Source organism: Streptomyces populi (assembly GCF_002911015.1).
Classification (GTDB): domain Bacteria; phylum Actinomycetota; class Actinomycetes; order Streptomycetales; family Streptomycetaceae; genus Streptomyces; species Streptomyces populi.
In genome coordinates this window covers 119134-143266 of sequence record NZ_KZ626845.1, presented here as the reverse complement: position 1 = coordinate 143266, position 24133 = coordinate 119134, and the positions used below count along the sequence as shown (strand labels likewise).

General features: G+C 72.5%; 25 protein-coding genes. 18 read left to right on the top strand and 7 right to left on the bottom strand.

The annotated features are described in order from the left end of the window. Nucleotides 1–124: 124 nt before the first annotated feature. On the top strand, nt 125–1519 hold the full coding sequence (locus CW362_RS05455; protein ID WP_240657653.1) for a hypothetical protein: 1395 nt from the start codon (nt 125–127) through the stop codon (nt 1517–1519). Between the two features lie 38 nt (nt 1520–1557). On the opposite strand, the gene CW362_RS05445 is transcribed toward CW362_RS05455, so the two are convergent. From CW362_RS05445 to CW362_RS05435, 3 genes are all read right to left on the bottom strand, one after another. Further along, nucleotides 1558–2349 (bottom strand): SDR family NAD(P)-dependent oxidoreductase, encoded by a 792-nt coding sequence (locus CW362_RS05445; RefSeq protein WP_206300867.1) that lies wholly within the window; start codon nt 2347–2349, stop codon nt 1558–1560. A gap of 191 nt (nt 2350–2540) precedes the next feature. Beyond that, complete coding sequence (locus tag CW362_RS05440; protein WP_167455606.1) at nt 2541–4283, bottom strand: hypothetical protein; 1743 nt, start codon at nt 4281–4283, stop codon at nt 2541–2543. 99 nt (nt 4284–4382) lie between these two features. Next, on the bottom strand, nt 4383–4802 hold the full coding sequence (locus CW362_RS05435) for a TOBE domain-containing protein (protein ID WP_103548192.1): 420 nt from the start codon (nt 4800–4802) through the stop codon (nt 4383–4385). A 175-nt stretch (nt 4803–4977) separates the two neighbouring features. Between CW362_RS05435 and CW362_RS05430 the strand changes: the two genes are divergently transcribed. The 4 genes from CW362_RS05430 (at nt 4978) to CW362_RS05415 (ending at nt 7693) form a co-directional block, all read left to right on the top strand. Continuing rightward, complete coding sequence (locus CW362_RS05430; protein ID WP_103548191.1) at nt 4978–5367, top strand: cell division protein SepF; 390 nt, start codon at nt 4978–4980, stop codon at nt 5365–5367. Between the two features lie 129 nt (nt 5368–5496). Then, entirely contained in the window at nt 5497–6654 is a 1158-nt protein-coding gene (locus CW362_RS05425; protein WP_103548190.1) for an AAA family ATPase, read from the top strand. Nucleotides 6655–6687: 33 nt separating this feature from the next. Next, on the top strand, nt 6688–7020 hold the full coding sequence (locus tag CW362_RS05420) for a nucleotide pyrophosphohydrolase (RefSeq protein WP_103548189.1): 333 nt from the start codon (nt 6688–6690) through the stop codon (nt 7018–7020). A gap of 193 nt (nt 7021–7213) precedes the next feature. Beyond that, nucleotides 7214–7693 (top strand): DUF6099 family protein, encoded by a 480-nt coding sequence (locus tag CW362_RS05415; RefSeq protein WP_103548188.1) that lies wholly within the window; start codon nt 7214–7216, stop codon nt 7691–7693. A gap of 273 nt (nt 7694–7966) precedes the next feature. Here CW362_RS05415 and CW362_RS05410 read toward each other — a convergent pair whose 3' ends face one another. Then, nucleotides 7967–8890, bottom strand: a complete 924-nt coding sequence (locus tag CW362_RS05410) for an LLM class F420-dependent oxidoreductase (protein ID WP_103548187.1) — start codon at nt 8888–8890, stop codon at nt 7967–7969. A gap of 122 nt (nt 8891–9012) precedes the next feature. Beyond that, nucleotides 9013–9726: an SDR family oxidoreductase gene (locus tag CW362_RS05405; protein ID WP_103548186.1), complete on the bottom strand. Its 714-nt coding sequence runs from the start codon at nt 9724–9726 to the stop codon at nt 9013–9015. Nucleotides 9727–9896: 170 nt separating this feature from the next. Between CW362_RS05405 and CW362_RS05400 the strand changes: the two genes are divergently transcribed. Then, entirely contained in the window at nt 9897–10529 is a 633-nt protein-coding gene (locus CW362_RS05400) for a TetR/AcrR family transcriptional regulator (protein ID WP_103548185.1), read from the top strand. Between the two features lie 529 nt (nt 10530–11058). Here the strand turns inward: CW362_RS05400 and CW362_RS05395 are convergent. Continuing rightward, entirely contained in the window at nt 11059–11514 is a 456-nt protein-coding gene (locus CW362_RS05395) for a nuclear transport factor 2 family protein (protein ID WP_103548184.1), read from the bottom strand. A 207-nt stretch (nt 11515–11721) separates the two neighbouring features. Between CW362_RS05395 and CW362_RS05390 the strand changes: the two genes are divergently transcribed. Continuing rightward, on the top strand, nt 11722–13284 hold the full coding sequence (locus tag CW362_RS05390) for a class I adenylate-forming enzyme family protein (RefSeq protein ID WP_162683966.1): 1563 nt from the start codon (nt 11722–11724) through the stop codon (nt 13282–13284). Next, entirely contained in the window at nt 13271–14161 is an 891-nt protein-coding gene (locus tag CW362_RS05385; RefSeq protein WP_240657652.1) for an MBL fold metallo-hydrolase, read from the top strand. Before CW362_RS05390 ends, CW362_RS05385 begins: the two co-directional genes overlap by 14 nt. A gap of 21 nt (nt 14162–14182) precedes the next feature. Here the strand turns inward: CW362_RS05385 and CW362_RS05380 are convergent, their stop codons facing one another. Then, a complete protein-coding gene (locus CW362_RS05380; protein WP_103548182.1) occupies nt 14183–14686 on the bottom strand; it encodes a MarR family winged helix-turn-helix transcriptional regulator in 504 nt (167 codons plus the stop codon). A gap of 179 nt (nt 14687–14865) precedes the next feature. Here CW362_RS05380 and CW362_RS05375 point away from each other — a divergent pair, with 179 nt between their 5' ends. The 10 genes from CW362_RS05375 to CW362_RS05330 all read left to right on the top strand — a co-directional run bounded on the left by CW362_RS05375 (nt 14866) and on the right by CW362_RS05330 (nt 23991). Beyond that, a complete protein-coding gene (locus CW362_RS05375) occupies nt 14866–16332 on the top strand; it encodes an MFS transporter (RefSeq protein WP_103548181.1) in 1467 nt (488 codons plus the stop codon). A gap of 157 nt (nt 16333–16489) precedes the next feature. Then, nucleotides 16490–16789: an antibiotic biosynthesis monooxygenase family protein gene (locus CW362_RS05370; RefSeq protein ID WP_103548180.1), complete on the top strand. Its 300-nt coding sequence runs from the start codon at nt 16490–16492 to the stop codon at nt 16787–16789. Between the two features lies 1 nt (nt 16790). Continuing rightward, entirely contained in the window at nt 16791–17717 is a 927-nt protein-coding gene (locus CW362_RS05365; protein WP_103548179.1) for an MBL fold metallo-hydrolase, read from the top strand. Between the two features lie 65 nt (nt 17718–17782). After that, nucleotides 17783–18481 carry a TetR/AcrR family transcriptional regulator gene (locus CW362_RS05360; RefSeq protein ID WP_103548178.1) on the top strand — a complete coding sequence of 233 codons (699 nt, stop codon included), beginning with the start codon at nt 17783–17785 and terminating at the stop codon, nt 18479–18481. Next, nucleotides 18478–18942: a hypothetical protein gene (locus tag CW362_RS05355; protein WP_103548177.1), complete on the top strand. Its 465-nt coding sequence runs from the start codon at nt 18478–18480 to the stop codon at nt 18940–18942. The genes CW362_RS05360 and CW362_RS05355 overlap by 4 nt, the downstream gene beginning before the upstream one ends. Before the next feature lie 281 nt (nt 18943–19223). Continuing rightward, nucleotides 19224–20558 (top strand): beta-ketoacyl-[acyl-carrier-protein] synthase family protein, encoded by a 1335-nt coding sequence (locus CW362_RS05350; RefSeq protein ID WP_103548176.1) that lies wholly within the window; start codon nt 19224–19226, stop codon nt 20556–20558. Continuing rightward, nucleotides 20555–21778: a ketosynthase chain-length factor gene (locus tag CW362_RS05345; RefSeq protein ID WP_103548175.1), complete on the top strand. Its 1224-nt coding sequence runs from the start codon at nt 20555–20557 to the stop codon at nt 21776–21778. The genes CW362_RS05350 and CW362_RS05345 overlap by 4 nt, the downstream gene beginning before the upstream one ends. 62 nt (nt 21779–21840) lie before the next feature. After that, nucleotides 21841–22113, top strand: coding sequence for an acyl carrier protein (locus tag CW362_RS05340; protein WP_103548174.1), 273 nt, complete (start codon nt 21841–21843; stop codon nt 22111–22113). A gap of 86 nt (nt 22114–22199) precedes the next feature. After that, nucleotides 22200–22985 (top strand): SDR family NAD(P)-dependent oxidoreductase, encoded by a 786-nt coding sequence (locus tag CW362_RS05335; protein ID WP_103548173.1) that lies wholly within the window; start codon nt 22200–22202, stop codon nt 22983–22985. 46 nt (nt 22986–23031) lie between these two features. Further along, on the top strand, nt 23032–23991 hold the full coding sequence (locus tag CW362_RS05330; RefSeq protein ID WP_103548172.1) for an aromatase/cyclase: 960 nt from the start codon (nt 23032–23034) through the stop codon (nt 23989–23991). Nucleotides 23992–24133 lie beyond the last annotated feature (142 nt).

Below are 24133 nucleotides of genomic sequence, written 5' to 3'. Positions count from 1 at the left end.
AGTGCCGTCGAACCCACGAACCGGACCGAGCGGAACGAGACGCCATGGATGACGTGACCGACCGGACGCGGGCGGGGCTGCCCGCGCGCGCCGTCGCGGACACCCTCGACGATCCGGGGACGACGTGAGCACCGCGGACGCGAGCGGCGGCGCCGCGAACGGCGGTGGTACGGGCGGCGGCGACGCGCGGGAGATCGCCGAACTGCGGGCCCGCATCGCCGAACTGGAGCGGCGCCCGCCGAGACGCGAGCACCACCGCGTCCGGTCGACCTTCGCGGTCGTGCTGGTCCTCCTCGCCGCCCTGCTGACCCCGCTGAGCGCCGTGGCGGCCTGGTCGAGCGATCTGATCGGGAACACCGACCGGTACGTGCAGACCATGGAGCCGCTCGCCTCCGACCCGGACATCCAGAACGCCGTCGCCAACCGGGTGACCGACGCGGTGATGCAGCACGTCGACGTCGAGACGCTGCTCCAGTCGGTCGCCCCCGCCGACCGGCCCCGGCTGGCCAAGGCCCTCGGGCCGCTCAGCGGTCCGATCACCAGCGGCATCAAGGACTTCGTGCACACCGTGGCGCTGAAGTTCGTCAGCAGCGACGCGTTCGCCACCCTGTGGACCCAACTGAACCGCCGGGCGCACGCCGCCGTGGACAAGGCGCTGACCGGAAGCGGCGGCGGAGCGGTGAAGCTCACCAACGACGCCGTCGTCATCGACCTCGCCCCCGTCATCGACCAGGTCAAGCAGGCGCTCGTCGACCAGGGGCTCGGCGTCGCGGCGAAGATCCCCCAGGTGCACACGAACTTCACCGTGATGACCTCCGACTCCATCGGCAAGGCCAAGAAGCTCTACCGGCTGCTCGAACTGGTCGGGTTCTGGCTGCCGGTCCTGACCCTGCTGCTGGCCGCCGGCGGTGTGCTGCTCGCCGTGCGCAGACGCCGTGCCCTCGTCACGGCGGCGCTCCTGGTGGCGGCCGGGGCCGCCGTCCTCGGCATCGCACTGTGGATCTTCCGGGAGATCTATCTCGACGGTCTCCCGGCGGACGTCTCCCAGCCCGCCGCCGCGTCGGTCTTCGACACCCTGGTGCGCTACCTGCGGACGTCGGTACGCCTGATCATCACCCTCGGCATCATCGTGGCGCTGGCGGCGTGGCTGACCGGCAGGGGCCGGGCGGCCAGGCAGGTCAACGCCGCCTGGACCGGCGGCATCGGTGCCGTGCGGACCGCGACCGGGGCCGAACTCGGCGCGGTCGGAACCTGGGTGCACCGGGAGAAGAAGTGGCTCAACTGGACCGTGGTCGTGGTCGCCGCCGCCGTCCTGCTGGTCTGGAACTACCCCACGGCCGTCGTCACCGTCTGGATCGCGGTGCTGGCCCTGCTGGCCCTGGCGGTGGTCGAGTTCCTCGACGACGACGGCACCCCGCACCTGACCGGCACCGGCACCGGCACCGGCACCGGCACCGGTATCGGCACCGGCGGAGGCGGCGGACCGGCGGCGGGACCCGCGGCCGGGAACACGGCCTGACCCACCGGTGTACGCCGAGTCCCCCGCCCCCGGTTCGTCTAGACGCTGTACCCGCCGTCCACTCCCAGTGCCTGCCCGGTGATGAAGCCCGCGCGGTCCGACGCCAGGAACGCGACGGCCTCGGCGACGTCCCGCGCGGTGCCGAAGCGGCGCAGCGGGGTGTTGCGGCGGGTGATCTCCAGTGCCGCCTCGTCGAGTTCACCGGACCCGATCAGACGGGCGGCGGTGCCGTCGGTCAGCATGCCGGGTCCGACGCAGTTCACCCGGACGCCGTAGCGGCCCTCCTCGGCGGCCAGGGCCCGGGCGACCGCCTCGACCGCCCCCTTCGGCCCCGAGGAGAGCCCGTCGCGCACCGGGAACCGGCGGGTGGCCACGGTGGTGACGACGACGACGCTGCCCCCGCTCTCCCGCAGCAGCGGCAGCGCGGGGTGCACCAGGTTGAAGAACGCGCCCGCGTCCACGTCGAGCTGGGTCCGGAACTCGCTCGGTGTCACTCCGCTCAGGTGCACCATCGGCACATGCGGGCCCGCCGCGTGGACGAGGGTGTGCAGTCCCCCGAACGCGGCGGCCGTCCCGGACACGGCCTCGGCGACGGACCGTTCCTCGCCCAGGTCGAGCCGCAGGGGTGTCACACGGCGGCCCTGCTCCGCGAACTCCTCCGTCGTCCGCGCCGCGAGCGCGTCGGCGGCCTCCCTGCTGGAGCGATAGGTGAACACCACGTCACTGCCCCGCTCGGCGAGGATCCGCACGATCGCCGCGCCGATGCCTCCGGTGCCGCCGGACACGAACGCGACGCCCGTGCGGTGCGAGAAGTCCGACGTCTTCGTCATCGGCATCACAGTCCCGGTGGTTCGGCGATGGTGACCTTCACGACCTCGCCGGTCCGGCATGGATCCGGTGCGGATCCGGACGACGCACGTCCGCGTACAGCCGGGCGACGGGACATTCCAGCACGCGCCGGTGCCCGGCGAACAGTCACGCGCACCGATCCGCCGTCCGGGCGGGACGCACGGCACGGCGCTCAGGGCCGGTCCGCCGACAGATCGAGGTCCGTGCTCGACAGGGTCATCGGCGCCGCCGAGACGGCTTGCAGGCGCACGCGTACGCCGGCCCGCGGGAGCGCGAACCCCCCTTTCGGAGGCCGGAGTTCGTAGCGCCCGGAGGAGTGTCCGGCCAGGGTGGAGGGGCCGGACGCCACCGTCCAGTAGGGGCTCGTGCCCTGGCCCGTGGCCAGCGTGAAGTGTGGACTCAGGTCCGCGGCACCGAGGTTGGTGACCCCGACCGTGATGCCGGTCAGCGCCCGGGCGGTGCGGTGCGCCTCGGTGACCCGCATGCGCAGCGGCGGTGACCCGGTGGCCGCCAGGCCCGCCGCGGCCGCCGACGGCGCCAGCAGCAGGACGACCGCGGCCACCCGGGCCCCGCGCCGGCGCGGACCGCGCAGGAAGACGGGGCGGGGCTGCCACGCCGTCCTGAAGGACTGCCAGGGCGCGGTGATCGCGGCGGCCACCCACAACGGCGTCATCAGCAGGTAGTAGCCGTCCTGCGAACGGGTCGCCACGTAGAAGGCGCACCAGGGCAGCACCGTCGCCGCCGGTCCCAGCCGCCGCACGAACAGCACGAACAGCGCCAGCAGACCCGCCGCGAGCAGCAGGCTCGCGTGCGCGTACCAGACGAGGCGGTCGCTGCCGTCGGTGAAGTACAGCGAGATGTCGACCAGACCCTGCCCGTGGACGTTCGCGTCCTGGGTGAGGGGCAGCGCGATCCCGGAGAGCCAGGAGCGCGGCTCGCTCACGACGAAGTACGCGTTGATCAGCAGCCAGGTGGTGGCGGCGACGCCGACGAAGCGGCCCACCGCGACCGCCGCCGCCCGCGCGCCGAGGTCGCCGCGGCGCAGCGCGTACACCCCGGCCAGCAGGAACGGCGCGAGGAACCAGGGGAGTTGCTGCGCCGCGCAGGCCGCCCCGAGGCAGGCCGCCCGTACGAGGTCGCCCCGTCCCCCGCCGCCCGTCCGCGGCCATCCCACGACCACCGGGACGAGCAGGGCGCAGGCGAGGACCGCCGGATAGCCGAGCCGCGCGTACGTCGGCAGCAGACCGAACCCGACGCAGGCCAGCGTCGCGGCGGACCGCCAGGGCACCGGCAGCGTCCGCCACATGGTGACCGTGCCCGCGATCAGGGCCCCGGTGCTGACCGCCGTCGCGGCGGCCGAACCGTGTCCGATCCACAGCAGCGGCGCGGTGAGCATCAGCGCGAGCGGCGGATAGCCGTACGTGTAGTCGTAGCCGCCGTTCATCGTCGCGGTGAGGGCGACGCCGTGGCCGAAGAGCCAGGGCCACGGACGGCCGTAGACCTGGTGGCCGGCGAGGAACTCGTGGGCGGCCCGGGTGGTGAGGACCGACTCGTCGCTGCCCTGGTGGTTCATGACCAGTCCGCACACCACGAGCGTCACCGCGGTCACCAGGACGACGAGGTCGAGCCGCGCCAGCGAACGGCTCCGGCGCACCACGAGGGTCAGTACGCCCGTCGCCAGGATCGTGGCGTAGCAGAGCGAGACGACCGCCGCCACGACGAGCCGGTGGCCGACGGCCTGCGCCCACAGCGGGCGCGTGCCGATGAACAGGCTGATGTCGGCCAGGAGCGTCAGGAGGCGGTGCCACTGTGCGGGCGCCCCGTCCGGGTCCCGCCGTGCGACCGGCCCGCCGGGTGAGAGCGTCGAAGGGGCCTGCCGACGGGCGGGCGCAGGCTCGATTTCTGCCGAGTACACGGCCCCGTACGCTAATTACCGCTGGTGAGCGGTGTGCGACGGGACGTGAAGAGTCCGGTGTGAGGCGAGTAAGAGCACGCCTGCGGGCCGCCGGACACGTCAGGCACCGGACAGCGACACCTCGGTGGACTTGATGAGCGCGACGACCTCGGAACCCGCCGAGAGGCCCAGTTCCGAGACCGCGTCCTTGGCGATCGCCGAGGTCAGTTCGGCCCCCGCGATCCGGACCTTGACGCGGGCCATGGCGCCGCCGGAGGTGACGTCGGTGACCGTGCCCGGAAGCTGGTTGCGGATGCTCAGCCCGTCCACCGGACCGGTCGCGAGGGAGACCTCCGTGGACTTGACCAGGGCCCGCACGGTGGAGCCGGACGCCAGGCCGAGTTCCTGCACGGCCTCCAGGGTGACGGCCGCGGTGATCTCCTGTCCGGCGTCGAGCCGGACCTTCACCGTCGCCATCACCTCACCGGGGGTGACGGAGACGACCGTGCCGGGGAGCTGGTTGCGGATGCTCAGGCTCATGGGGAGGCCTCGTTCGCCGTGTGGAGTGATGGATAGATGTTCATATGCGCAGTTTGCCGCACGCGTCGACTCCCGGTCCGGGTCGCGTACCGTGTCGTTGTTGGGCCGAACGGGTGACCATGCGTAAGAATTGCCCGGTGCAGACAACGAGTGCGAGCCAGGACGGGGTGGATCGATGAACGGCCACGACGTCACCGATGAACAGTGGGAAGGGCTCGCCCAGGTCGTTCCGTTGCGCGGCCGGGACGCCTGGCCGTCGGCGGTGCGCCACCGGTCGATCCCCGAGGCCGAGACCGAGACGCGGCGCCGCTTCGTGGTCCTGCGGGTCAACGTCTTCGCGGACGCCCGTGACGTCGCCGAGACGCTCATGTCGGGCATCCCCGTGCTCCTCGACCTGACCGGCGCGGAGACCGAGGTCGCCAAGCGGGTCCTGGACTTCAGCACGGGCGTGGTCTTCGGCCTCGCCAGCGGCATGCACCGGGTCGACCGGAACGTGTTCCTGCTGACGCCTCCGGGGACCGAGGTGCGCGGTCTGATGGAGGGGGTCGGCGTTCCCGGTCTCTGACGGCGCCCGGTCTCTGACGGTTCCCGGCTCCTGGCGGCGCCCGGCCTCGATCGGGGACCCGTCCCCCGATCGTAGGAAGGTCCCCCGGGCGTAACGGTTCGCCTCGCCGTGGAGGCCTACCGTCCGCATATGACCCTGTCCTCGCCGGAAGCCCCCGCGGCGGTGGAGGCGCGCCCGGTCCGTCCGGGCGTCACCGAGCTGCGGCTCGCCGCCTTCGCCGCCCATCGCCGCGTCCGGCTCCCGCTCGGACCGCTGACCCTCGTCGTCGGCCCCAGCGGCAGCGGCAAGACGAGCGCGCTGCGGGCCTACGAGGCGCTGGCGCGGCTCGGTGCCGGTGCCGGGCTCCAGGAGGTGTTCCCGGACCCGGCCGCCTGTGTGCCCGAGCGGTCCCGGCCCGACGCCCAGCACCGCCGGGGTTTCCGCATCGGCTGCACGGTCGACGGACCCGGGGGCCCGGTCCGGCTGGACGTCGCCGTTCAGGCCGAACCCGGACTGCGCGTCGTGGGCGAGCGGTTGTCGGCGGGAGGGCGGACCCTGCTGGAGACGGCGCTGCGCGACCCGGGCCGCCCCTTCGTCCAGGCCGCCTGGCACACCGGCGGCTCCTCCTCGGTGACGCGGGTCCCGCTCCCCGACGACCGCCTCGGCACCGCGCTGCTGCCCCTGCGCGTCGCGGGACGCACCGCGGGGGAGCGTCAGGTCCTGGCCGCGGCCGAGCAGATGGTGCTCGCCCTGCGGTCCGTCTACGTCTGCGATCCGGATCCGGACTCCGTGCGCGCACCCGTTCCGCTCGGCTCGGGGCGGCTGCTGCGCGGCTGCGGCAACCTCGCCGAAGTGCTGTGGCGTACGAGGTCGGAGTGCGGTCACCGGTACGCCCACCTGGTCGCGGCGGTCCGCGCCGGATGCGCCGGCCCGGTCACGGACGTCCTGGCCGAGGTGCTCGGCGACGGTACCGTCCGTGCCCTCCTCGACCGCGGCGACGGAGTCCGTACGCCGCTCGGGCTGCTCGGGGACGGTGAGTTGAGGTATCTCGCGCTCGCCCTCGTGCTGCTCACCGGGCCCGGTGTCCTGGAGGTCGACCCGGCGGGCGAGGTCCCGGCCGCGTTCCAGTCGCTGACGGTCCTGGCCGACGGCCTCGACCGCGGGCTGGACGTCCGGCAGACCGCGGAACTGGTGCGGCTGGCGGCGCGGATGTGCGAGCGGGGGCACGTCCGGCTGCTGGGCGCGGTGAGCGACGGGGCCCACGTGTCCGGGACGGCCGGGGTCACGGTGGCGGACCTGACGCCGTGAGCGGACCGGGCCGGGGGTGATAGACCTGACGCCGTGAGTGGACTGGACGTGGCGACGCTACAGCGCAGACTGGCCGAGTTCGCGGCCGCGCGGAACTGGCAGCCGTACCACACCCCCAAGAACCTGGTCTCCGCCCTGAGTGTGGAGGCGTCCGAACTCCTGGAGATCTTCCAGTGGTTGACGCCGGAGGAGTCGGCCCGTGTGATGCGGGACGCGGACACCGCGCACCGTGTCACCGACGAGGTCGCGGACGTCCTCGCGTATCTGCTCCAGCTCTGCGAGGTGCTGGACATCGACCCGCTCGCGGCGCTCGACGCGAAGATCGACCGGAACGAGCGGAGGTTCCCGGTGCCGGAGGACCCCTGACGGGCGACCTCCGCACGGCACGCAAAAACGGAATTCGCTACTCCTTGTAGTCGTGAAGCCGCTCCGATGCGATTCCGTGTCCACAGATTTCGGGCTTCCTCTGGCTTTCTGTCTCAAGCACCCTCACTCTGGGTAGTGAACAAGGGAGTTCGGCTGGACGTGCGAGAGCGCGTCGGACAGACGGGGGCAGCGCATGGAAGCGGTGCGGCTCATCGCGGCGAGCAGACGTGCCCTGGCGGAGAGCGGCGAGACTCCGGAGAAGATGGCGGAGGCGTGGCAGGCGCATTCCCTGGCGCAGGCGGTCGGCAGCCGTCTCGCCGTGTCCGGACCTCCGGAACTCCGGGGTGAGGCCCTGGGGTTGACCGAACTGGCGGGACGCGGCTGCGGAATCCTCGGCGACCACGCCCTCGAGGTCGGTGCCTTACGGGCCGCCCGGCTCACGGAGCTGGGCGACGCGCGCGAGGCCCTGCTCTGCCTCGGCGGCCTCCTCGCCGAAGTCGGCATAGCCCTGGTCGGCATCGCCTGCGCGGCGGACGACGAGGGGACCTACTGGCAGTGCATGGAGGCGATCGACGCGGCGGACGAGTCCCGGGACCGCGTCCTGGAGATGCTGAGACGTCTCGCGGTGCGGGACGAGAAACGCGTGGCGGAGCGGGATCCGGCCGCGGGGTAGACGACCGCGGGCCGTGCGCCCCCTGCCCCCGTGACCTGCGCGCCGCCGCCCGCGTGGCCTGCGGTCCCGTGCGGCTGCCCGCACGTCCGCGACCCGCGCGCCGCCGTCCGTCCCCCGCCCGCACGCCCGTGAGCCTCCTGCGCGCCCGTGAGCCTCCTGCGGCCGTCGCGTGCCCGGGCGCCTGTGGTCCGGTGCCGTTCCCGCTGCCGGTCCGACCCGGCCGGGGCGGGGCGGACCGCGGCGCCCGGCCGGGCGGCGTCGCCCCGGAGGCGGTCAGTCGAGCTGGGGTGCCACCTCGGAGGCGATCAGGTCCAGGTGGTCCAGGTCGGACAGGTCGAGCATCTGGAGGTACATCCGTTGTGAACCGACCGCCTGGTACCGGGCGATCCGCTCGACGACCTCCGCCGGGGAGCCCGCGAGTCCGTTGGCCTTCAGTTCGTCGACATCGCGGCCGATGGCGTCCGCCCGCCGCCTCACCTCGCCGTCGGTCCGGCCGACGCAGACCACCAGGGCGTTGGAGCAGACGAGTTCGTCGTCCTTGCGCCCGGCCTGCCGCAGGGCCGCGCGGACCCGGCCGAACTGCTGCTCCGTGTCGGCGATTCCGGCGAAAGGGATGTTGAACTCATCGGCGAAGCGCGCCGCGAGCGCCGGGGTCCGCCGGGCGCCGTGGCCGCCGATCAGGACGGGCACCTTCGACTGCGCCGGCTTGGGCAGCGCGGGCGAGTCCTTGAGCTGGTAGTACGTCCCGTCGAAGGTGAACCGCTCGCCGACCGGCGTGCCCCACAGCCCGGTGACGACGGCGAGTTGCTCCTCCAGCCTGCCGAACTTCTCCTTCGGGAACGGGATGCCGTACGCCGTGTGTTCGGCTTCGTACCACCCGGCGCCCAGGCCGAGTTCGACACGGCCGCCGGACATCTGGTCGACCTGGGCGACCTGGATGGCGAGGACGCCGGGGAGGCGAAAGGTTCCGGCGGTCATCAAGGTGCCCAGGCGGATGCGGCTCGTCTCGCGGGCGATGCCGGCCAGGGTGATCCACGCGTCGGTGGGACCGGGGAGGCCGTCGACGGATCCCATGTGCACATAGTGGTCGGAGCGGAAGAAGGCTCCGTAATGAAGGTCTTCGGCGGCCTTGGCGACGCGGAGCAGCGTGTCGTAGGTCGCGCCTTGCTGCGGTTCTGTGAACACTCGAAGATCCATGTGGTCATCATGCACGGGCCGCAACAGGCGCCCCATGGCGAACCGCTGGCGCTCCCTTCCGCGTTACGAAACGTTTTTGCCCGAGGCGGGCGGGGCGGTTCGGAGGCGGAGCGCGCCGCGGGTTACCGCCCCACGGCGAGCTGGGGGTACAGGTCGCTCAGTTCGCCCGAGAGACCGGCCTTGACCTGGCGGGTGAGCGCGTCCGCGAGGACTTCGTGGGCGTCCGTCTCGATCCCGTCGAGGGCCTGCCCGGCGACACTGCGCGCGGTGACCTTGGGGACGTCGAGGCTCGCGGTCAGATCCGTGTCGACGTAGCCGACGTGCAGCCCGGTGACCTGGATGCCGCGCGGCTGGAGCTCCAGCCGCAGCGCGTTGCTCTGGGACCACAGGGCGGCCTTGGCCGCGCTGTAGCCGTCGGCGCCGGGCACCGTGACCCACGACAGGACCGAGTGGACGGTGAGGATGTGCCCGCCGCCGTTGCGCTCCAGGACCGGGACGAAGGCCCGGGTGGTCAGGAGCGGCCCGAAGAAGTTGATGTCGAACTCGCGCCGCACGTCCTCGACGGGCGAGTTCAGGAACGACGTGGGGGCCGTCGCGCCCGCGTTGTTGATCAGCACGGTGACGTCCTGGGCCTGCGCGGCGGCCGCCGCGACCGACGCGGGGTCGGTGACCTCCAGGGCCAGCGGCACCGCGTCGGGGTGCGCGACGGTCCGCGGGTCGCGGGCGGTCGCGTAGACCTTCCGGGCGCCGCGCTCGTAGAGGGCGTCCACGAGGGCTCTGCCGATGCCGCGGCTGCCGCCCGTCACGAGCGCCACCGAGCCTTCGATGCTGGTCATGAGCCTTCTCCTCTTGCGGGTCGCCGGTGATCGGGAGGAAACGAGCGGAACGGGGGCCGGTGATGCGGCCCGCCGCGCCGGACACATCGTAAACCGATCGGTTTTCTACCGTGTCCGCACTGTAAACCGATCGGTTTCCGGGAGGCAAGCGGAGAACGTAAGGTGGGCTCATGACACAGGCGACCTCGACCGCGACCGCCGGTTCACCGACCCGTGACCGACTGCTCGACGCCGCGGCGGAGCTCTTCTACCGCGAGGGCGTCGGCGTCGGTGTCGAGGCGCTGTGCCGGGTGGCCGGAGTGTCCAAGCGCTCGATGTACCAGCTGTTCGACAGCAAGGACGGCGTGCTGGCGGCGAGCCTGGAGCGCAGGGCGCCCGCCTATCTGGCGTTCCTGCTGCCCCCCGACGACGACCGGCCGCCGCGGGAGCGCGTCCTGCACGTCTTCGAACGCCTGGAGGAGATGGCCGCGCGCCCCGACTTCCGGGGCTGCCCCTTCGTGGCGGTGACCGCCGAGCTGAAGGCGCCGGACCACCCCGCGAGCCTGGTGGCGCGCCGCTGCAAGGACGCGCTGACCGCGTTCTTCCGGCAGGAGGCGGAGCGCGGCGGAGCGGCGGACCCCGAGCTCCTCGCGCGCCAACTGACCGTCGCCTTCGACGGATCCGGCGTCCGGGCCGTCATGCAGGGCCGGGGCCTCGACGGTCTCGCCCTCGCGACCGCCGCCGCGCTGCTCGCCGGCGCGGGCGTCAACGGCGGCGACGGCGGGGACGACACCGCGCGCCGCGCACCGGAAACCTCCGGCTGACCTCGGACCGCACCGCCCGCGCGGCGAGGAACCGTGGATCCACCCGGGGGTTCGCCGTACGGATGTGGAGCCGGCCGCCCGCAACGGTTCCGCCGGCGTCAGCGGCCCTCGCGGGCGTCGGGGGAATGCCGCCGGTGGTGCGCGGGGCCGGTCCCGGGGGCCGCCGTACCGTGCTGCCGGTGGCGGCCCCGCGGAGCCGGCTCAGTCGATTCCGCGCACGATGTGCGCGTCCTCGGGATCGTCCTCGTACCCGGCCGGCCGGACGGGAGCGCGGCGGGACCGCGTCTCGGAACCGCTCGGCCGGTGGGCCGTGGAGGTCCGGATCCGGGTTCCTTCTTCGGGTGTCTCCGGGGATCGCCGTTTCTGTGTCACAGGGTTCCTCCTCGTGTGCCAGGGCGCGGCGCGCGTGCACGGGCGTGGCGGATCGGGCCCGGCTGCCGCCCGGTGGGACTCCGGGCAGGCGGTGGGTCCTCCCGCCGGACCCGATGGCCCGGCGGGGGAACCGTGTCCGCACGCCGGTCCCGGCCGGCTACAGGTCGTCGCGGCGCACCTCGCGCCGGACCACCTGCCAGCCGCCGTCCACCGGCACGAGGACGTCTTCGCACAGAGTGCTGCAATAGATGGTCGGCTTCTGGCCGCGCCGGGTCTCCAGGACCATGACGTACGAGCGGGTGTGGATCCGTTCACCGTCTCCGGCCGCGTGCTCGGCCGTCAGCATCGTCATGACATGGCGGCGGACGATCCCGGCGGCGGCCTGTGCCGCGAAGGCCCGGTCGCAGTGTGCGGCGATCGCGGCCCGGCCCGTGATGGGCTCGGGGAACGCGTTGGTGGCGAACACGCCGTCCTCGGTGAAGCTGCCCGCCCACGCGGGCACGTCGAGGTCGTCGGAGGACTGCATCTGACGGGCGTAGAAGTGCTGGAGGCGCTGGTAGACCTCCGTGCTGACAGGTACGGGTACCGGTGCGACTGCCGCGGCCTGGACCATGGCGGAGCCTCCTGGGGTTCGGGAACCGACGTGTGTGACGGGAAGGCTGGGCGTCCGGGCTCAAGGTCCGCTGTAGACCGGGTCAAGGGAGGCCGCCCGTCTTGACCCGGTCTACAGCGGCCCTTGAGCCCGTCTCACCAAGGTCGGGGGCTGTGCGGCGCTCCCGCGCGGACCGCCGTGAAGACCACTGCCGGAGACGAGGACGAGATGACCCGAACCGATACGGCGCCCCCGACCGCGGAGACAGCGTCGAAGGCCCCAGACCTCCCGTCGAGCCGGCTGGACGGGCCGGTCGACGCGCTGCTCGCGGAGGCGGCGCGAGCCCACCCGGCGCGGGTGGCGATCCGCAGTGGTGACGCGGAGGTCTCCTACGCCGAACTGGACGCGGCCGCGACGGCCTGGGCCCGGGCACTGCGCGGACTGTTCGACGAGCCGCCGGGCACGGTGGCGGTCGTCCAGGCCCTCGATCCCGGGTTCCCCGCCGCGTACTACGGCGTGCTGCGGGCGGGCGGTACGGCCGCCGTGGTCAATCCGTGGCTTCCGGCGCCCGTCCTGGCGCACGTCCTGAGACTGTCGAAGGCCCGGCTGGCGGTCGTTCCCCGCGACGTGAGGGAGCGGCTGCTGCCGCTGCTGGACTCGCTTCCGGACCTGCGGCGTGTGCTGGTCCTCGACGACGGTCCCGTGGACGACGGCGGTGACGGGGGTGACGGCGCCCGTCGGCCGATGGCCCCGGCCGAGGAGGACCGGGCCGTGATCCTGTTCACCAGCGGCTCCACGGGTGTGCCCAAGGCCGTCCGGCTGAGCCACCGCAACATCAGGGTGAACGCGGCCCAGATGGCGGCGGCACACCGGGTCGACGCGTCGTCGACGGTCCTGCTCCACCTGCCGATCTACCACCCGATGCACATGAACACGGCCGTCTCCGTGGGGGCGACGCAGGTCCTGTGCTCGAGTCCGCGTCCGGCCGAGGCGATCGGTCTGGCGAACCGCACCGCCGCGACGCACTACTACACCTTCCCGGTGCGCCTGCTGGAACTCGCCGCCGACCCCGATCTGCCGAACCTGCGGCTGGACACGGTCACGCTGATGGCGTCCGGCGGCACCGCCGTTCCCCCGCGCGTGCTGGACAGCCTGGCGGACGCCTTCGGCCTCCCGTTGCTCCAGGGGTACGGCATGTGCGAGACCTCGTCGCTGGCGACCTCGGACGATCCGGACGCACCCCGGCCGGGCTCCGTGGGCCTGCCCCTGAAGGGCAGCCGGATACGGATCGTCGACCCCGGGTCCGGGGAGGTCCTGCCGGCGCACGGCGTCGGGGAGATCCAGATCCACGGCCCGCACCTGATGCAGGGGTATCTGGGGCACGACGGTCCCTCCCCGGTGGACCGGGACGGATGGCTCTCCACCGGGGACATGGGACGCCTGGACGAGGACGGCTACCTCTTCATGTTCGACCGGGTCAAGGACGCCTTCCGGTGCGGGGGCGAGCTGGTGTCGCCGACCGCGGTGGAGCGCAGGCTGGACGCCCACCCGGCGGTCCGGGACTGCGCGGTCGTCGGAGGGGCCGATCCCGTGCTCGGTACGTCCGCGGTGGCCTTCGTCGTGCTGGAGGACGGCACGGACACGGACATCGACGCCGTCCTGGACGCGGTCAACGCGGAACTGACGGAGGGGCAGCTCATCCGCCGGGCCGAGGTCGTGCCGGACATCCCGCGGCTCGCCACCGGCAAGGTGGCCCGCGACGAACTCAGGGGACGACTTGTCGGCGGCTGAATCACGGGGGCGTGGCGGGCACGTCTGGGAGATCGGCGAGAACTGCATCAACTGCGACGTGGCCCGCCAACTGGCCCCGGAGACGGTGGTCGAGGCCGGTGCCCGTTCCCTGCTGACCCGCCAGCCCGCCGACGCGGCGGAGGAACTGGCCCTGGAACGGGCGGCGGTCGCCTGTCCGGTGCGGGCGATCCGCCGGGACCCGGAAGGTGTCCCGGCGGTCCTCTTCCCGATGCGCCTCGACCGCGAGGTCTATCTCTGCGGGTACAACTCGGCCCGGACCTTCGGGGCCAACGCCTATCTGGTGCGCCGCCCGGAAGGCAACCTGCTGGTGGACACGCCGCGCTGGACGTCGGCGGTCGCCTCCTCGTACGAGGAACTGGGCGGCATCGCGCACATCCTGCTGACGCACCGCGACCACACCGCCCACGCCCGGCGGTTCGCGAAGCACTTCGGTGCCCGGGTGTGGATCCACCAGGACGACAAGGACGCCGCGCCGTACGCCGACAGGGTGCTGCGGGGCAGGGAGCCGGCCGAGGTGCTCCCCGGCGTGATCGCGCGACCGGTGCCCGGCCACACGCGGGGGAGCGTGGTGTACGTGGTGGACGACCGGTACTGCTTCACCGGTGACACGCTCTACTGGTCGCGGACCGCGCAGGACCTCGAGGTGTTCGAGACGGTGGTCTGGTACTCGCGTCCGGAGCTGGTCGGTTCGCTGCTGCGCCTGGCCGAGGAGGCGCGCTTCAGCTGGGTGCTGCCCGGTCACGGCGACCGGTGTCACCGGCCGGCCGAGGAACTGCGCGACCGGCTGGCGCGGTTGGCCGCGCGGATGGAGGGGCGGCCGCCGCGGCCGCTCGACATCGGCGCGGTCGAGTGGTGAGCGGCCCGGAGCCGGTCCGGCTCAGTCCTTGGCCCGCCACTGGGCGTCGAACCCGCGGATGACCTCGTCGAGCATCCCCTGAAGGCTCTCCAGTTCGTCCTGGCCCAGGCCGGAGAGCGACTGCCGGATGTTGTGGACCTGGAGCGGCAGCGCCTTGGCCAGGGTGGCGCTGCCGTGCTGCGTGAGTGCCGCGTAGACGGCCCGTTTGTCCTCCGCGGGTGTCACCCGGCTGACGAGCCCGGCGAGTTCCATGCGGTCGACGAGCTTGGTCACGCTCGCCTTGGAGACGACCAGGGCCTGGCTGAGGTGCAGCAGGCGCATCCGGGTGTCCTCCGCGTTGCTGAGCCGCGCCAGGACCTCGAACCAGGCGAGGGAGATGCCGTGTTCCTGGGTGAGCGAGCGGTCCAGGGCCTTGGAGACATGCCCGTAGGCGTGCGCCAGGGAGATCCATGCCCGGAACTCCGGGCTGCCGGTCCCGTTCGCGATGGGGGTCTCCCCGGACGTGAGGCCTAGTTCGGTTGACATGTTAACTCGCTCCTGTTTACCCTGGCGCTGTCGCGGTTTCCAGGTTAACTGTTTCACGTCCAACCGTGTTTGTCACGCTCGCCGCAGCACCTTCCTCGGGAGTGCGTCAGGCCGCGACACGGCTCTTCCCGGCACCTCACACCGATCCGCAGTCCATTCGAAATCCGAAGGAGTCGAAGATGGACAGCACCACCTCTCCGGATGCCTCCGAGGCCACCACCGGCCATTTCGGCCGCACCATGACCGTGACCGCCATCGCCACCTTCATGGTCTCCCTCGACCAGTTGGTCGTCACCACCGCGTTGACCAAGATCCGAGAGCATCTGCACACCGGCCTCGAAGGGCTGGAGTGGACGGTCAACGCCTACACCCTCACCTTCGCCGTCTTCCTGCTCACGGCCTCCGCCCTGGCCGAGCGCTTCGGACGGCGCCGGCTCTTCGTCGCGGGCCTGGTCCTGTTCACCGCGTCGTCGGCGATGGCCGCGCTCGCGCCGGGCATCGGCGTACTCATCGCGGCCCGCGCCATCCAGGGCCTCGGCTCGGCCATCGTGCTGCCGCTCACCTTGACCCTGCTCTCCGCGGCGGTTCCGCCGAGCAAGCGAGGGGCCGCCCTCGGTGTGTGGGGAGGAGTGGGCGGACTGGGCGTGGCCCTCGGCCCGGTGATCGGCGGCTTCATCACCGAGAGCGCCTCCTGGCAGTGGATCTTCTGGCTGAACGTGCCGATCGGCGCGGTGCTCATCGTCCTCTCGTCGGCCTGGCTGACGGAGAGCTTCGGGCCGGCGGCCAAGCTCGACCTGGTGGGCACGGTGCTGGCCAGCGTCGGTCTGCTGGGTGTCGTGGTCTCGATCATCCGCGGCGACGCGGAGGGCTGGACCAGTGCGCAGACCCTGGGTTCGGGGATCGGCGGCCTCGTGGTGCTGGCGGCGTTCGTCGCCTGGGAGCTGCGGACCCCGCATCCGATGCTGCCGATGAGGCTCTTCGCCGGGCGCGCCTTCACCACGGTGAACCTGCTCTCCCTGTTCATGTTCTTCGGGATGTTCGGCTCGATCTTCCTGATCACCCAGTACCTGCAGGCCGCGCTCGGTTACTCGCCGTTCGCCGCGGGACTGCGCTTCCTGGCATGGACCGGTGTGGTGCTCATCGCGGCACCGCTGGGCGGCGGTCTGTCCGACAAGATCGGCGGCAAGCCGATCATCGTGGCCGGTCTGGTCCTGCAGAGCGTGGGCCTGCTCTGGCTGGCCCTGTCCATCACGACCGGGAGCTCGTTCCTGTCCCTGGTGCCCGCCTTCGTCTGCAACGGCTTCGGCATGGGGCTGTACTTCGGGCCGGCGGGCAACGTGGTCATGGGCTCGGTGCGGCGCGAGGAGGAGGGGATCGCCTCCGGCGCCAACAACGCGATCCGTGAACTCGGCGGTGTGTTCGGCGTGGCCGTGCTCGCCGCCGTGTTCGCCGGGCACGGCGGTTACGACAGCCGGGAGCACTACGTGCACGGCATGCACGTGGCCCTGTGGGTCGGCTTCGCGTTCGTCGCCCTCGGGGCCGTCACCGCCCTCCTGATGCCCCGTCAGGGGCGGGTCGCCGTACCGGAGGCCGAATCGGCCACCGCCACCCGCGAGGCGCGGACCGCGGTCGCCGTCGGCGAATAGCGCACCCGCCCGCAGTACCGTCCGGGCCCGACGCCTTCCCCCGTCGTCGGGCCCGGGCTCTTGCGCGCGACCGCTTCTCCGCCCCGGCCGGCGAGGCCGGACGAACGGGGCGGAGCCGGTACGCGGCGCGTTCCAGGTCCGAGAAAGGAGTGTTCACGTGATAGTTCTCGTCAACGTCTTCCAAGTGCGCCGGTCCACGGCCGAGTTCGAGCGCGAATTCGCACGCGCGGCTGAATGCATGCGGGCGCAGCCCGGATTCCTGCACCACAGGCTGCTCCGTTCCCTGGGCACCGGATCGACCTACGTGAACGTCGCGGAGTGGCAGGACGAACAGTCACTGCGCGACGCCCTGGCCCGCCCTGAGGTCACCGAACGGCTGCGCCCCCTGGCGGCGTTCGCGACCGGCAGGCCGACGGTCTGCCGCCCCGTGCTCGACGGCTCGCCCCTGGAGGTGTGATATGCCGTCCGTCCGTCTCGAACCGGCAGCCCCGGCGCACGAGGTGAAGGAGATCGAGGAAGGCGTCTACGCCTACCTCCAGCCGGACGGAGGCTGGTGCCTGAACAACGCCGGCATCGTGCTGGCCGGCACCGGACCCGTGCTCGTGGACACCGCGGCGACCGAGGCCCGGGCCCGCCGGCTGCGGCACGTGGTCGACGACCTGAGCCCGACCCCCGTGGACATCCTCGTGAACACCCACAGCCACGGCGACCACACCTTCGGCAACCACCTCTTCGAGCGGGCCACGGTGGTCGCGCACCGGAGGGCCGCCGCCGAGATGGCCGAGCACGGACTGGCCCTCACGGCCTTGTGGCCCGACGTGCGGTGGGGGCACGTCGAGGCGGGGGCCCCGGAAGTCGTGTTCGACGACCGCATGACCCTGCCGGCATCCGGCTTCCGGATCGAGCTGATCCACCTGGGCCCCGGACACACGGCGGGCGACGCGGTCGTCTGGCTCGCCGACCAGCGCGTGCTGTTCACCGGCGACCTGGTCTTCTCGGGCGCCACGCCGTTCACGCTCATGGGATCGGTGTCGGGGTCCCTGCGCGTGCTCGACCGGTTGCGGGCGCTGGAGCCGCGGGTGGTGGTGCCGGGGCACGGGCCGGTCGGCGGCCCCGAGCTGCTGGACGCGGACGCCGACTACCTGCGCTGGGTGCGCGGCCTGGCGCGCCAGGGCCTCGCGGAGGGGCTGACACCCCTGGCGCTCGCGCGGGCGACGGGCCCGGGACCGTTCGCCGGACTGACCGACAGCGAGCGCCTGGTGGTCAACCTGCACCGGGCGTACGCGGAGGAGCGGGGCGCCGAGCCGGCCGCGCCGCTGGACGTCCCGGCCGTGTTCGGGGAGATGGTCGACTTCTGCGGGGCCCATCCGCACTGTGCCGCGTGACCGGCACCCGCCCCACCGCGTGACCCGTTCCCGGCACTCGACAACAAAGCCCAAGGAGCCGCCTTGTGCCCCCAGTCCCCGCCTCCCGGCCCGCACCCCGTGGCCGCCGCCGGGAAGCCGAACGCAACGACGAGCGTCTGCTCCTCGCCGCGCACGAGGCCCTTTCGGAGGTCGGCTGGAACGTCTCCGTGGCCGAGATCGCCCGACGGGCCGACATCGGCATAGGCAGCTTCTACCGCCGCTACCGGGGGAAGGTGTCGGTGGCCCAGCACGTCCGGGTCGTCTGCATGGAGCGGCTCTCCGAGGCCGCTCTCGCGGCCGCCGAGGAGGAGGACGGCTGGCAGGCGCTGGTCCGGTTCATGCGTGATGCCGTCAGCACGCCCACCAGCAGTCTGCTGCCGCTGATCGGCGGTGTGCTGCCCGCGACACCGGCGGTCGACAGGGCGTCGGACCGGCTGCGGGCCGCCATCGACGCGCTCCTCGAACGCGCCCGCTCCGAAGGGGCGTTGCGTCAGGACGTCGGCGCGGCCGACCTCGTACTGCTTCTGGTGCACCTCAGGACGCGGCTGCCCGGCCTGCCCGAGCGCATCCGCCAACTGCGGCTGCGCTACCTCCACATGGCCCTGGACGGGATGCGCGCCACCGTCCCCCCGGAACGCTCGACGCTGCCCCAGCCGTGCCCGGAATGGCAGGAGCTGCGTCTGCTGTGGGACAAGCAGCCGGACACGCGGGCGCGCCCGGACGAGGGGAACCACGAGGGATGACCTGGCCCACCGCCTCACACCGTGCCACCGCCGCCCTGGTACTGGCCCAGACGCTGGCCGTGCTCTACACGACCGGCTTCGTCTGGACGCTCCAGCTGATGGACTACCCCATGGTGGCCAGGCTCCGGGAAGGCGCGGCGGAGTCGTACATGGAAGCCCACAACCAGACGTTCTGGCGGGTCCTGGCCCCCGGCCTGCTGGTGGCCGGCGTGACGTCGGTCCTGCTCGTCGTGGCCAGGGGCCCGGCGGTCCCGCTCCGGGCGGCGCTGTTGTCCCTGGCACTGCTGGTCCTGATCATGGTGCTCTCCGGCGCCGTGGCCACGCCCGACCGGACCGCTCTCGCCCAGCACTTCTCCGCGTCCGTCCACGCCCATCTGCTCCGCGTGAGCTGGGTCCGCACGGTGGCCTTCACCGTCTGGAGCGGACTCGACGCCTGGCTGCTCTGGCGGCTCGTGCGCTGACCGGAACCGAACCACCGAGACCCCTGTGGCCTGCGACGCGGAACGCTCCGTCGCAGGCCACAGGCCTGTCCCGGCCCTCCCGCGGAACGCCGCCCGAGAATGGCCGGAAGACTCCTTGGGCCGCCCTTGAGCGGACCTTGAGGCCACGTCGAGAACGTGGTTCCAGCCGGTGCGGCCCTCCCGCCGACGGCAGCTCGACGATCTGAGTCCCTGTGCGCTCCGGCGGCCGACGGCCCGGCCGTGATGCGAGGGGACGCACCTCTTACGGAAAGGCAGCCGACATGTCAGCGACGGAACCTGCCGCGGGCTCGCGCCGCGCGGCGGAACCGGGGCACGAGCCCACGGCCGGACGCCGGGTGGTCATCACCGGCATCGGCGTGGTGGCACCCGGCGGCACGGGTACCAAGGCCTTCTGGGACCTCATCACCTCGGGACGCACCGCGACCGGGCCCATCTCCTTCTTCGATCCTTCGCCGTACCGCTCGCAGATCGCGGCCGAGTGCGACTTCGACCCCGCGCTCCACGGGCTGACGCCGCGTGAGATCCGCCGCATGGACCGGGCGACCCAGTTCGCCGTCGTCGGCGCCGGCGAGGCGGTACGCGACAGCGGCCTCGACTTCCAGTCCCCGGACCCGTCCCGGATCGGGGTCACCATCGGCAGCGCGGTCGGCGCGACCATGGGCCTGGAGGAGGAGTACGTCGTCCTCAGCGACAGCGGGCGCAAGTGGCTCGTCGACGCCGAATACCGGGTGCCGCACCTGTACGGGCACTTCGTGCCCAGCAGCATCGCCTCCGAGGTCGCCTGGTCCGTGGGCGCCGAGGGTCCCGCGGCCGTCGTCTCGGCCGGTTGCACGTCCGGCCTCGACTCGGTCGGCTACGCCCGCGAGCTGATCGCCGAGGGCAGCGCGGACATCATGGTCGCCGGCGCCACCGACGCCCCGATCTCGCCGATCGCGGTCGCCTGCTTCGACGCCATCAAGGCGACCTCGCCGCGCAACGACGACCCGGAGCACGCCTCCCGGCCGTTCGACAGGAGCCGCAACGGCTTCGTGCTGGGCGAGGGCGCGGCGGTCTTCGTCCTGGAGGAGTACGAGCACGCCAGGCGGCGCGGCGCGCACGTCTACGCCGAGATCGCGGGGTTCGCGTCCCGCTGCAACGCCTTCCACATGACCGGACTGCGGCCGGACGGGCGGGAGATGGCGGTGGCCATCGAGACCGCGCTGGCCGAGGCCCGCATGAACGCGGAGGACGTGGAGTACGTGAACGCGCACGGCTCCGGGACCAAGCAGAACGACCGCCACGAGACGGCCGCGTTCAAGCGGAGCCTGGGCCGGCACGCGTACGCCGTGCCGGTCAGCTCCATCAAGTCGATGATCGGCCACTCCCTCGGGGCGATCGGCTCCATCGAGATCGCCGCCTGCGCGCTGGCGATCGAGCACGGAGTGGTGCCGCCCACCGCCAACCTGCACACCCCCGACCCGGAGTGCGACCTCGACTACGTACCCCACACCGCCCGCGAACAGCGGGTGGACTCGGTGCTCACCGTCGGCAGCGGATTCGGCGGGTTCCAGAGCGCCATGGTGCTGACCCGGCCCTCGGAGAGGAGGACGGCATGACCGAGTCCGCAGCGGTGACGGGCATCGGCGTGATCGCGCCGAACGGCCTGGGGACGGAGGAGTTCTGGACCGCGACCCAGAAGGGCATCAGCGGAATCGAGCGGATCAGCCGCTACGACCCCGCTTCCTACCCCACCCGGCTCGCCGGCGAGGTCACCGGCTTCGAGGCCGGGGAGTACCTGGCGAGCCGGCTGCTGCCGCAGACCGACCGGATGACGCAGATGGCCCTCGTGGCCTCGGACTGGGCGCTGGCCGACGCGGACCTGGACCCCGCGGCGGTGCCCGAGTTCGACATGGGCGTGGTGACGGCCAGCGCCTCCGGAGGCTTCGAGTTCGCGCAGAACGAGCTGCAGAAACTGTGGAGCAAGGGACCCGAGTACGTCAGTGCCTACCAGTCGTTCGCCTGGTTCTACGCCGTCAACACCGGCCAGATCTCCATCCGTCACGGGATGCGCGGCCCGAGCGGCGTACTGGTCACCGACCAGGCGGGCGGCCTGGACGCCCTCGGCCACGCACGGCGGCACATACGCAAGGGGACCGGCGTGGTGGTCTCCGGCGGGGTGGACGCCTCCCTGCCGCCGTGGGGCCTGGTCTCCCTGCTGTCCACCGGGCGTCTGAGCCCCACCGACGACCCCGCGCGCGCCTACGCGCCGTTCGACACCTCCGCGGACGGGCACCTGCCCGGCGAGGGCGGCGCGATCCTGGTCCTCGAGCGTGAGTCCCGGGCGCGGGAGCGCGGCGCGCGCGTCTACGGCACCGTCGCCGGCTACGCCGCGACGTTCGACCCCGGGCCCGGATCCGGCCGTGGACCAGGACTGCGCCGTGCGATCGAAACGGCCCTGGCCGACGCCCGGGTGACCCCGGGCGCCATCGACGTCGTCTTCGCGGACGCCGCCGGAGTACGCGATCTGGACCGGGCGGAGGCGGCAGCGCTGAGCGCCGTCTTCGGCCCGAACGGGGTGCCGGTCACCGCCCCGAAGACGATGACCGGCCGTCTCTATTCGGGCGCGGCGTCGCTGGACACGGCGACGGCCCTGCTCGCCATGCGGGACGGCGTCGTTCCGCCCACCCTGCGCGTCACCGACCAGGCGGCGGACTGCGCGATCGACCTGGTCCGGGACACCGCACGCGAGATGCGGGTGAACCACGCGCTCGTGGTCGCCCGCGGGCACGGCGGATTCAACGCGGCCATGGTGCTGCGGGCCCCCGCCGCCGACTGATCCGTCCGACCCGTCCGACCGACGACACGACGTACCGAACCACCGAAACGAGGACACCACTCATGACCGCACGTGAACTGACCATCGACGACCTGACCCGCATCCTGCGCGAGAGCGCCGGCGAGAACGAGGGCGTCGATCTCGACGGGGACATCCTGGACACCCTCTTCACCGACCTCGGCTACGACTCCCTCGCCCTGCTGGAGGCGTGCAGCCGGATCGAGCGGGAGTTCGGCGTCAAGCTCTCCGACGACGTGCTGAGCGAGGCGGAGACCCCGCGGCTGCTGCTGGAGGCGGCGGGCGGGGCGGTTCCGCCGGCCGCCCGGGCCGCGTGAGCCACGGGCCTGCCGCCGTTCCGCGGCAGGCCCGTCCCCCCGCTCCGCCACCCACGAACCTCATCGACGTGAGAAGAGAGCACAGCATGGCCAACGAGACAGCCACCTCGGTCATCGTCACCGGGGCCACCAGCGGAATCGGACTCGCGATCACGGAGAGCCTGGCCGCCGCCGGCGCCAGGGTCTTCATCTGCGCCCGCAGCGCGGAGGATCTGGACGTCACCGTGAAGGACCTGCGCGAACGGGGCTTCGAGGTGGACGGCAGGACCTGTGACGTCCGTTCACGGGACGAGGTGCGTGACTTCGTCCGGGCGGCGGTGGAGCGGTACGGCACCGTCGACACCCTCGTCAACAACGCCGGGCGCAGCGGCGGTGGCGTCACCGCCGACCTCGACGACGACACCTGGTACGACGTCATGGACACCAACCTCAACAGCGTCTTCCTCATGACGCGCGAGGTGCTCACCACGGGCGGCATGCGCGACAAGGGGCGTGGCCGCATCGTCAACATCGCCTCGACCGGCGGCAAGCAGGGTGTCGTGCTCGGGGCCCCCTACTCGGCCTCCAAGCACGGCGTCATCGGATTCACCAAGGCGCTGGGCCTCGAGCTCGCGAAGTCCGGGATCACCGTGAACGCGGTCTGCCCCGGCTATGTCGAGACACCCATGGCACAGCAGGTGCGCGCCAACTACGCGCGCATCTGGGACACCGAGGAGCAGGCGGTCCTGGAACGGTTCGAGACCAAGATCCCGCTGGGGCGGTACTCCACCCCGCAGGAGGTGGCCGGTCTGGTCGGCTATCTGCTCTCGGACCTCGCCGCCTCGATCACCGCCCAGGCCCTCAACGTGTGCGGCGGGCTGGGCAACTACTGATGCGGACCGACCCGTACCCACACCGTTCGACAGGGAGCAACGCGCGATGACCGATGTACGGCACACCATCGTCACCACCGCCGCGCCGCGGACCCTCTACGCCCTTCTGGCCGACACCGCGCTGTGGCCCGTGAACTTCTCCCCGACCGTCCACGTGGAACAGCTGGAGCGGCCCGAGGGGGACGGCGGAACGGAGCGGATACGCATCTGGGCGCTCGCGGGGGACACGGTCAAGGCGTGGACCTCCCGCCGTGAACTGGACCCCGAGGGGCTGCGCATCGGCTTCCGGCAGGAGGTGTCCCAGCCGCCCGTCGCGTCGATGTCCGGCGCGTGGAGGCTCCGGGCGCTTCCGGACGGCGGCACCGAGATCACCCTCGACCACGGCTATCGGGCGGTCGGCGACGATCCGGCCGCCCTGGCCTGGATCGCCGAGGTCACGGACCGCAACAGCCGTGCCGAGCTGGCGAACCTGAAGTCGCTCTCCGAGCGGGCCGCCGCGCAGCCGGCGCACCGACTGACCTTCGAGGACACCGTCCTGGTGGAGGGGGGCCGGGCGGACGACGCCTACGCCTTCCTCCACGAGGCGTCGCGGTGGCCGGACCGGCTGCCCCACGTGTCCCGGATGGACCTCGTGGAGGACGAGACGGGCGTCCAGGTGATGGAGATGGACTCCATCACCGCGGCCGGTGACCGGCACACGACCAAGTCCGTACGGGTCTGCTTCGCCGGCGAGCGCATCGTCTACAAGCAGACCGTGGTACCGCCGCTGCTGGCCGCCCACACCGGTGAGTGGCGGGTGACGGCCGTCGACGGCGGCGTCGCCATCACGTCGCAGCACACCGTGGTGATCGCCCCCGAGGCGGTGGCGGGCGTCCTCGGGGACACCGCGACGGTGGCCGACGCCCTCGAGTTCGCCCGGACCGCGCTCACCGGCAACAGCCGGATCACCCTGGAGCACGCACGGGCGTTCGCCCAGGGCGACCCGGCCCTCGCCCTCGGCGACTGAACGAACCGCTCGACGGGCGCACGCGGAGGCGGCCGGCGCACCCGGGGAGCCACCGCGGTCGCGATCACCAGGTCGCGCCCGGGGGCTCCCCGGCGTCGCGGTGGACCACGACGCCGGGGCCACGGGCTACCGGCACCCCGGT

Bases quoted from the DNA above. Each gene is read 5' to 3' on its own strand.
- CW362_RS05405 (WP_103548186.1), bottom strand. From the start codon at position 9,726: ATGACCAGCATCGAAGGCTCGGTGGCGCTCGTGACGGGCGGCAGCCGC.
- CW362_RS05410 (WP_103548187.1), bottom strand. From the start codon at position 8,890: ATGGATCTTCGAGTGTTCACAGAACCGCAGCAAGGCGCGACCTACGAC.
- CW362_RS05355 (WP_103548177.1), top strand. From the start codon at position 18,478: ATGACCTGGCCCACCGCCTCACACCGTGCCACCGCCGCCCTGGTACTG.
- CW362_RS05415 (WP_103548188.1), top strand. From the start codon at position 7,214: ATGGAAGCGGTGCGGCTCATCGCGGCGAGCAGACGTGCCCTGGCGGAG.
- CW362_RS05430 (WP_103548191.1), top strand. From the start codon at position 4,978: ATGAACGGCCACGACGTCACCGATGAACAGTGGGAAGGGCTCGCCCAG.
- CW362_RS05395 (WP_103548184.1), bottom strand. From the start codon at position 11,514: ATGGTCCAGGCCGCGGCAGTCGCACCGGTACCCGTACCTGTCAGCACG.
- CW362_RS05400 (WP_103548185.1), top strand. From the start codon at position 9,897: ATGACACAGGCGACCTCGACCGCGACCGCCGGTTCACCGACCCGTGAC.
- CW362_RS05340 (WP_103548174.1), top strand. From the start codon at position 21,841: ATGACCGCACGTGAACTGACCATCGACGACCTGACCCGCATCCTGCGC.
- CW362_RS05330 (WP_103548172.1), top strand. From the start codon at position 23,032: ATGACCGATGTACGGCACACCATCGTCACCACCGCCGCGCCGCGGACC.
- CW362_RS05380 (WP_103548182.1), bottom strand. From the start codon at position 14,686: ATGTCAACCGAACTAGGCCTCACGTCCGGGGAGACCCCCATCGCGAAC.
- CW362_RS05345 (WP_103548175.1), top strand. From the start codon at position 20,555: ATGACCGAGTCCGCAGCGGTGACGGGCATCGGCGTGATCGCGCCGAAC.
- CW362_RS05350 (WP_103548176.1), top strand. From the start codon at position 19,224: ATGTCAGCGACGGAACCTGCCGCGGGCTCGCGCCGCGCGGCGGAACCG.
- CW362_RS05365 (WP_103548179.1), top strand. From the start codon at position 16,791: ATGCCGTCCGTCCGTCTCGAACCGGCAGCCCCGGCGCACGAGGTGAAG.
- CW362_RS05390 (WP_162683966.1), top strand. From the start codon at position 11,722: ATGACCCGAACCGATACGGCGCCCCCGACCGCGGAGACAGCGTCGAAG.
- CW362_RS05425 (WP_103548190.1), top strand. From the start codon at position 5,497: ATGACCCTGTCCTCGCCGGAAGCCCCCGCGGCGGTGGAGGCGCGCCCG.
- CW362_RS05375 (WP_103548181.1), top strand. From the start codon at position 14,866: ATGGACAGCACCACCTCTCCGGATGCCTCCGAGGCCACCACCGGCCAT.
- CW362_RS05335 (WP_103548173.1), top strand. From the start codon at position 22,200: ATGGCCAACGAGACAGCCACCTCGGTCATCGTCACCGGGGCCACCAGC.
- CW362_RS05435 (WP_103548192.1), bottom strand. From the start codon at position 4,802: ATGAGCCTGAGCATCCGCAACCAGCTCCCCGGCACGGTCGTCTCCGTC.
- CW362_RS05445 (WP_206300867.1), bottom strand. From the start codon at position 2,349: ATGACGAAGACGTCGGACTTCTCGCACCGCACGGGCGTCGCGTTCGTG.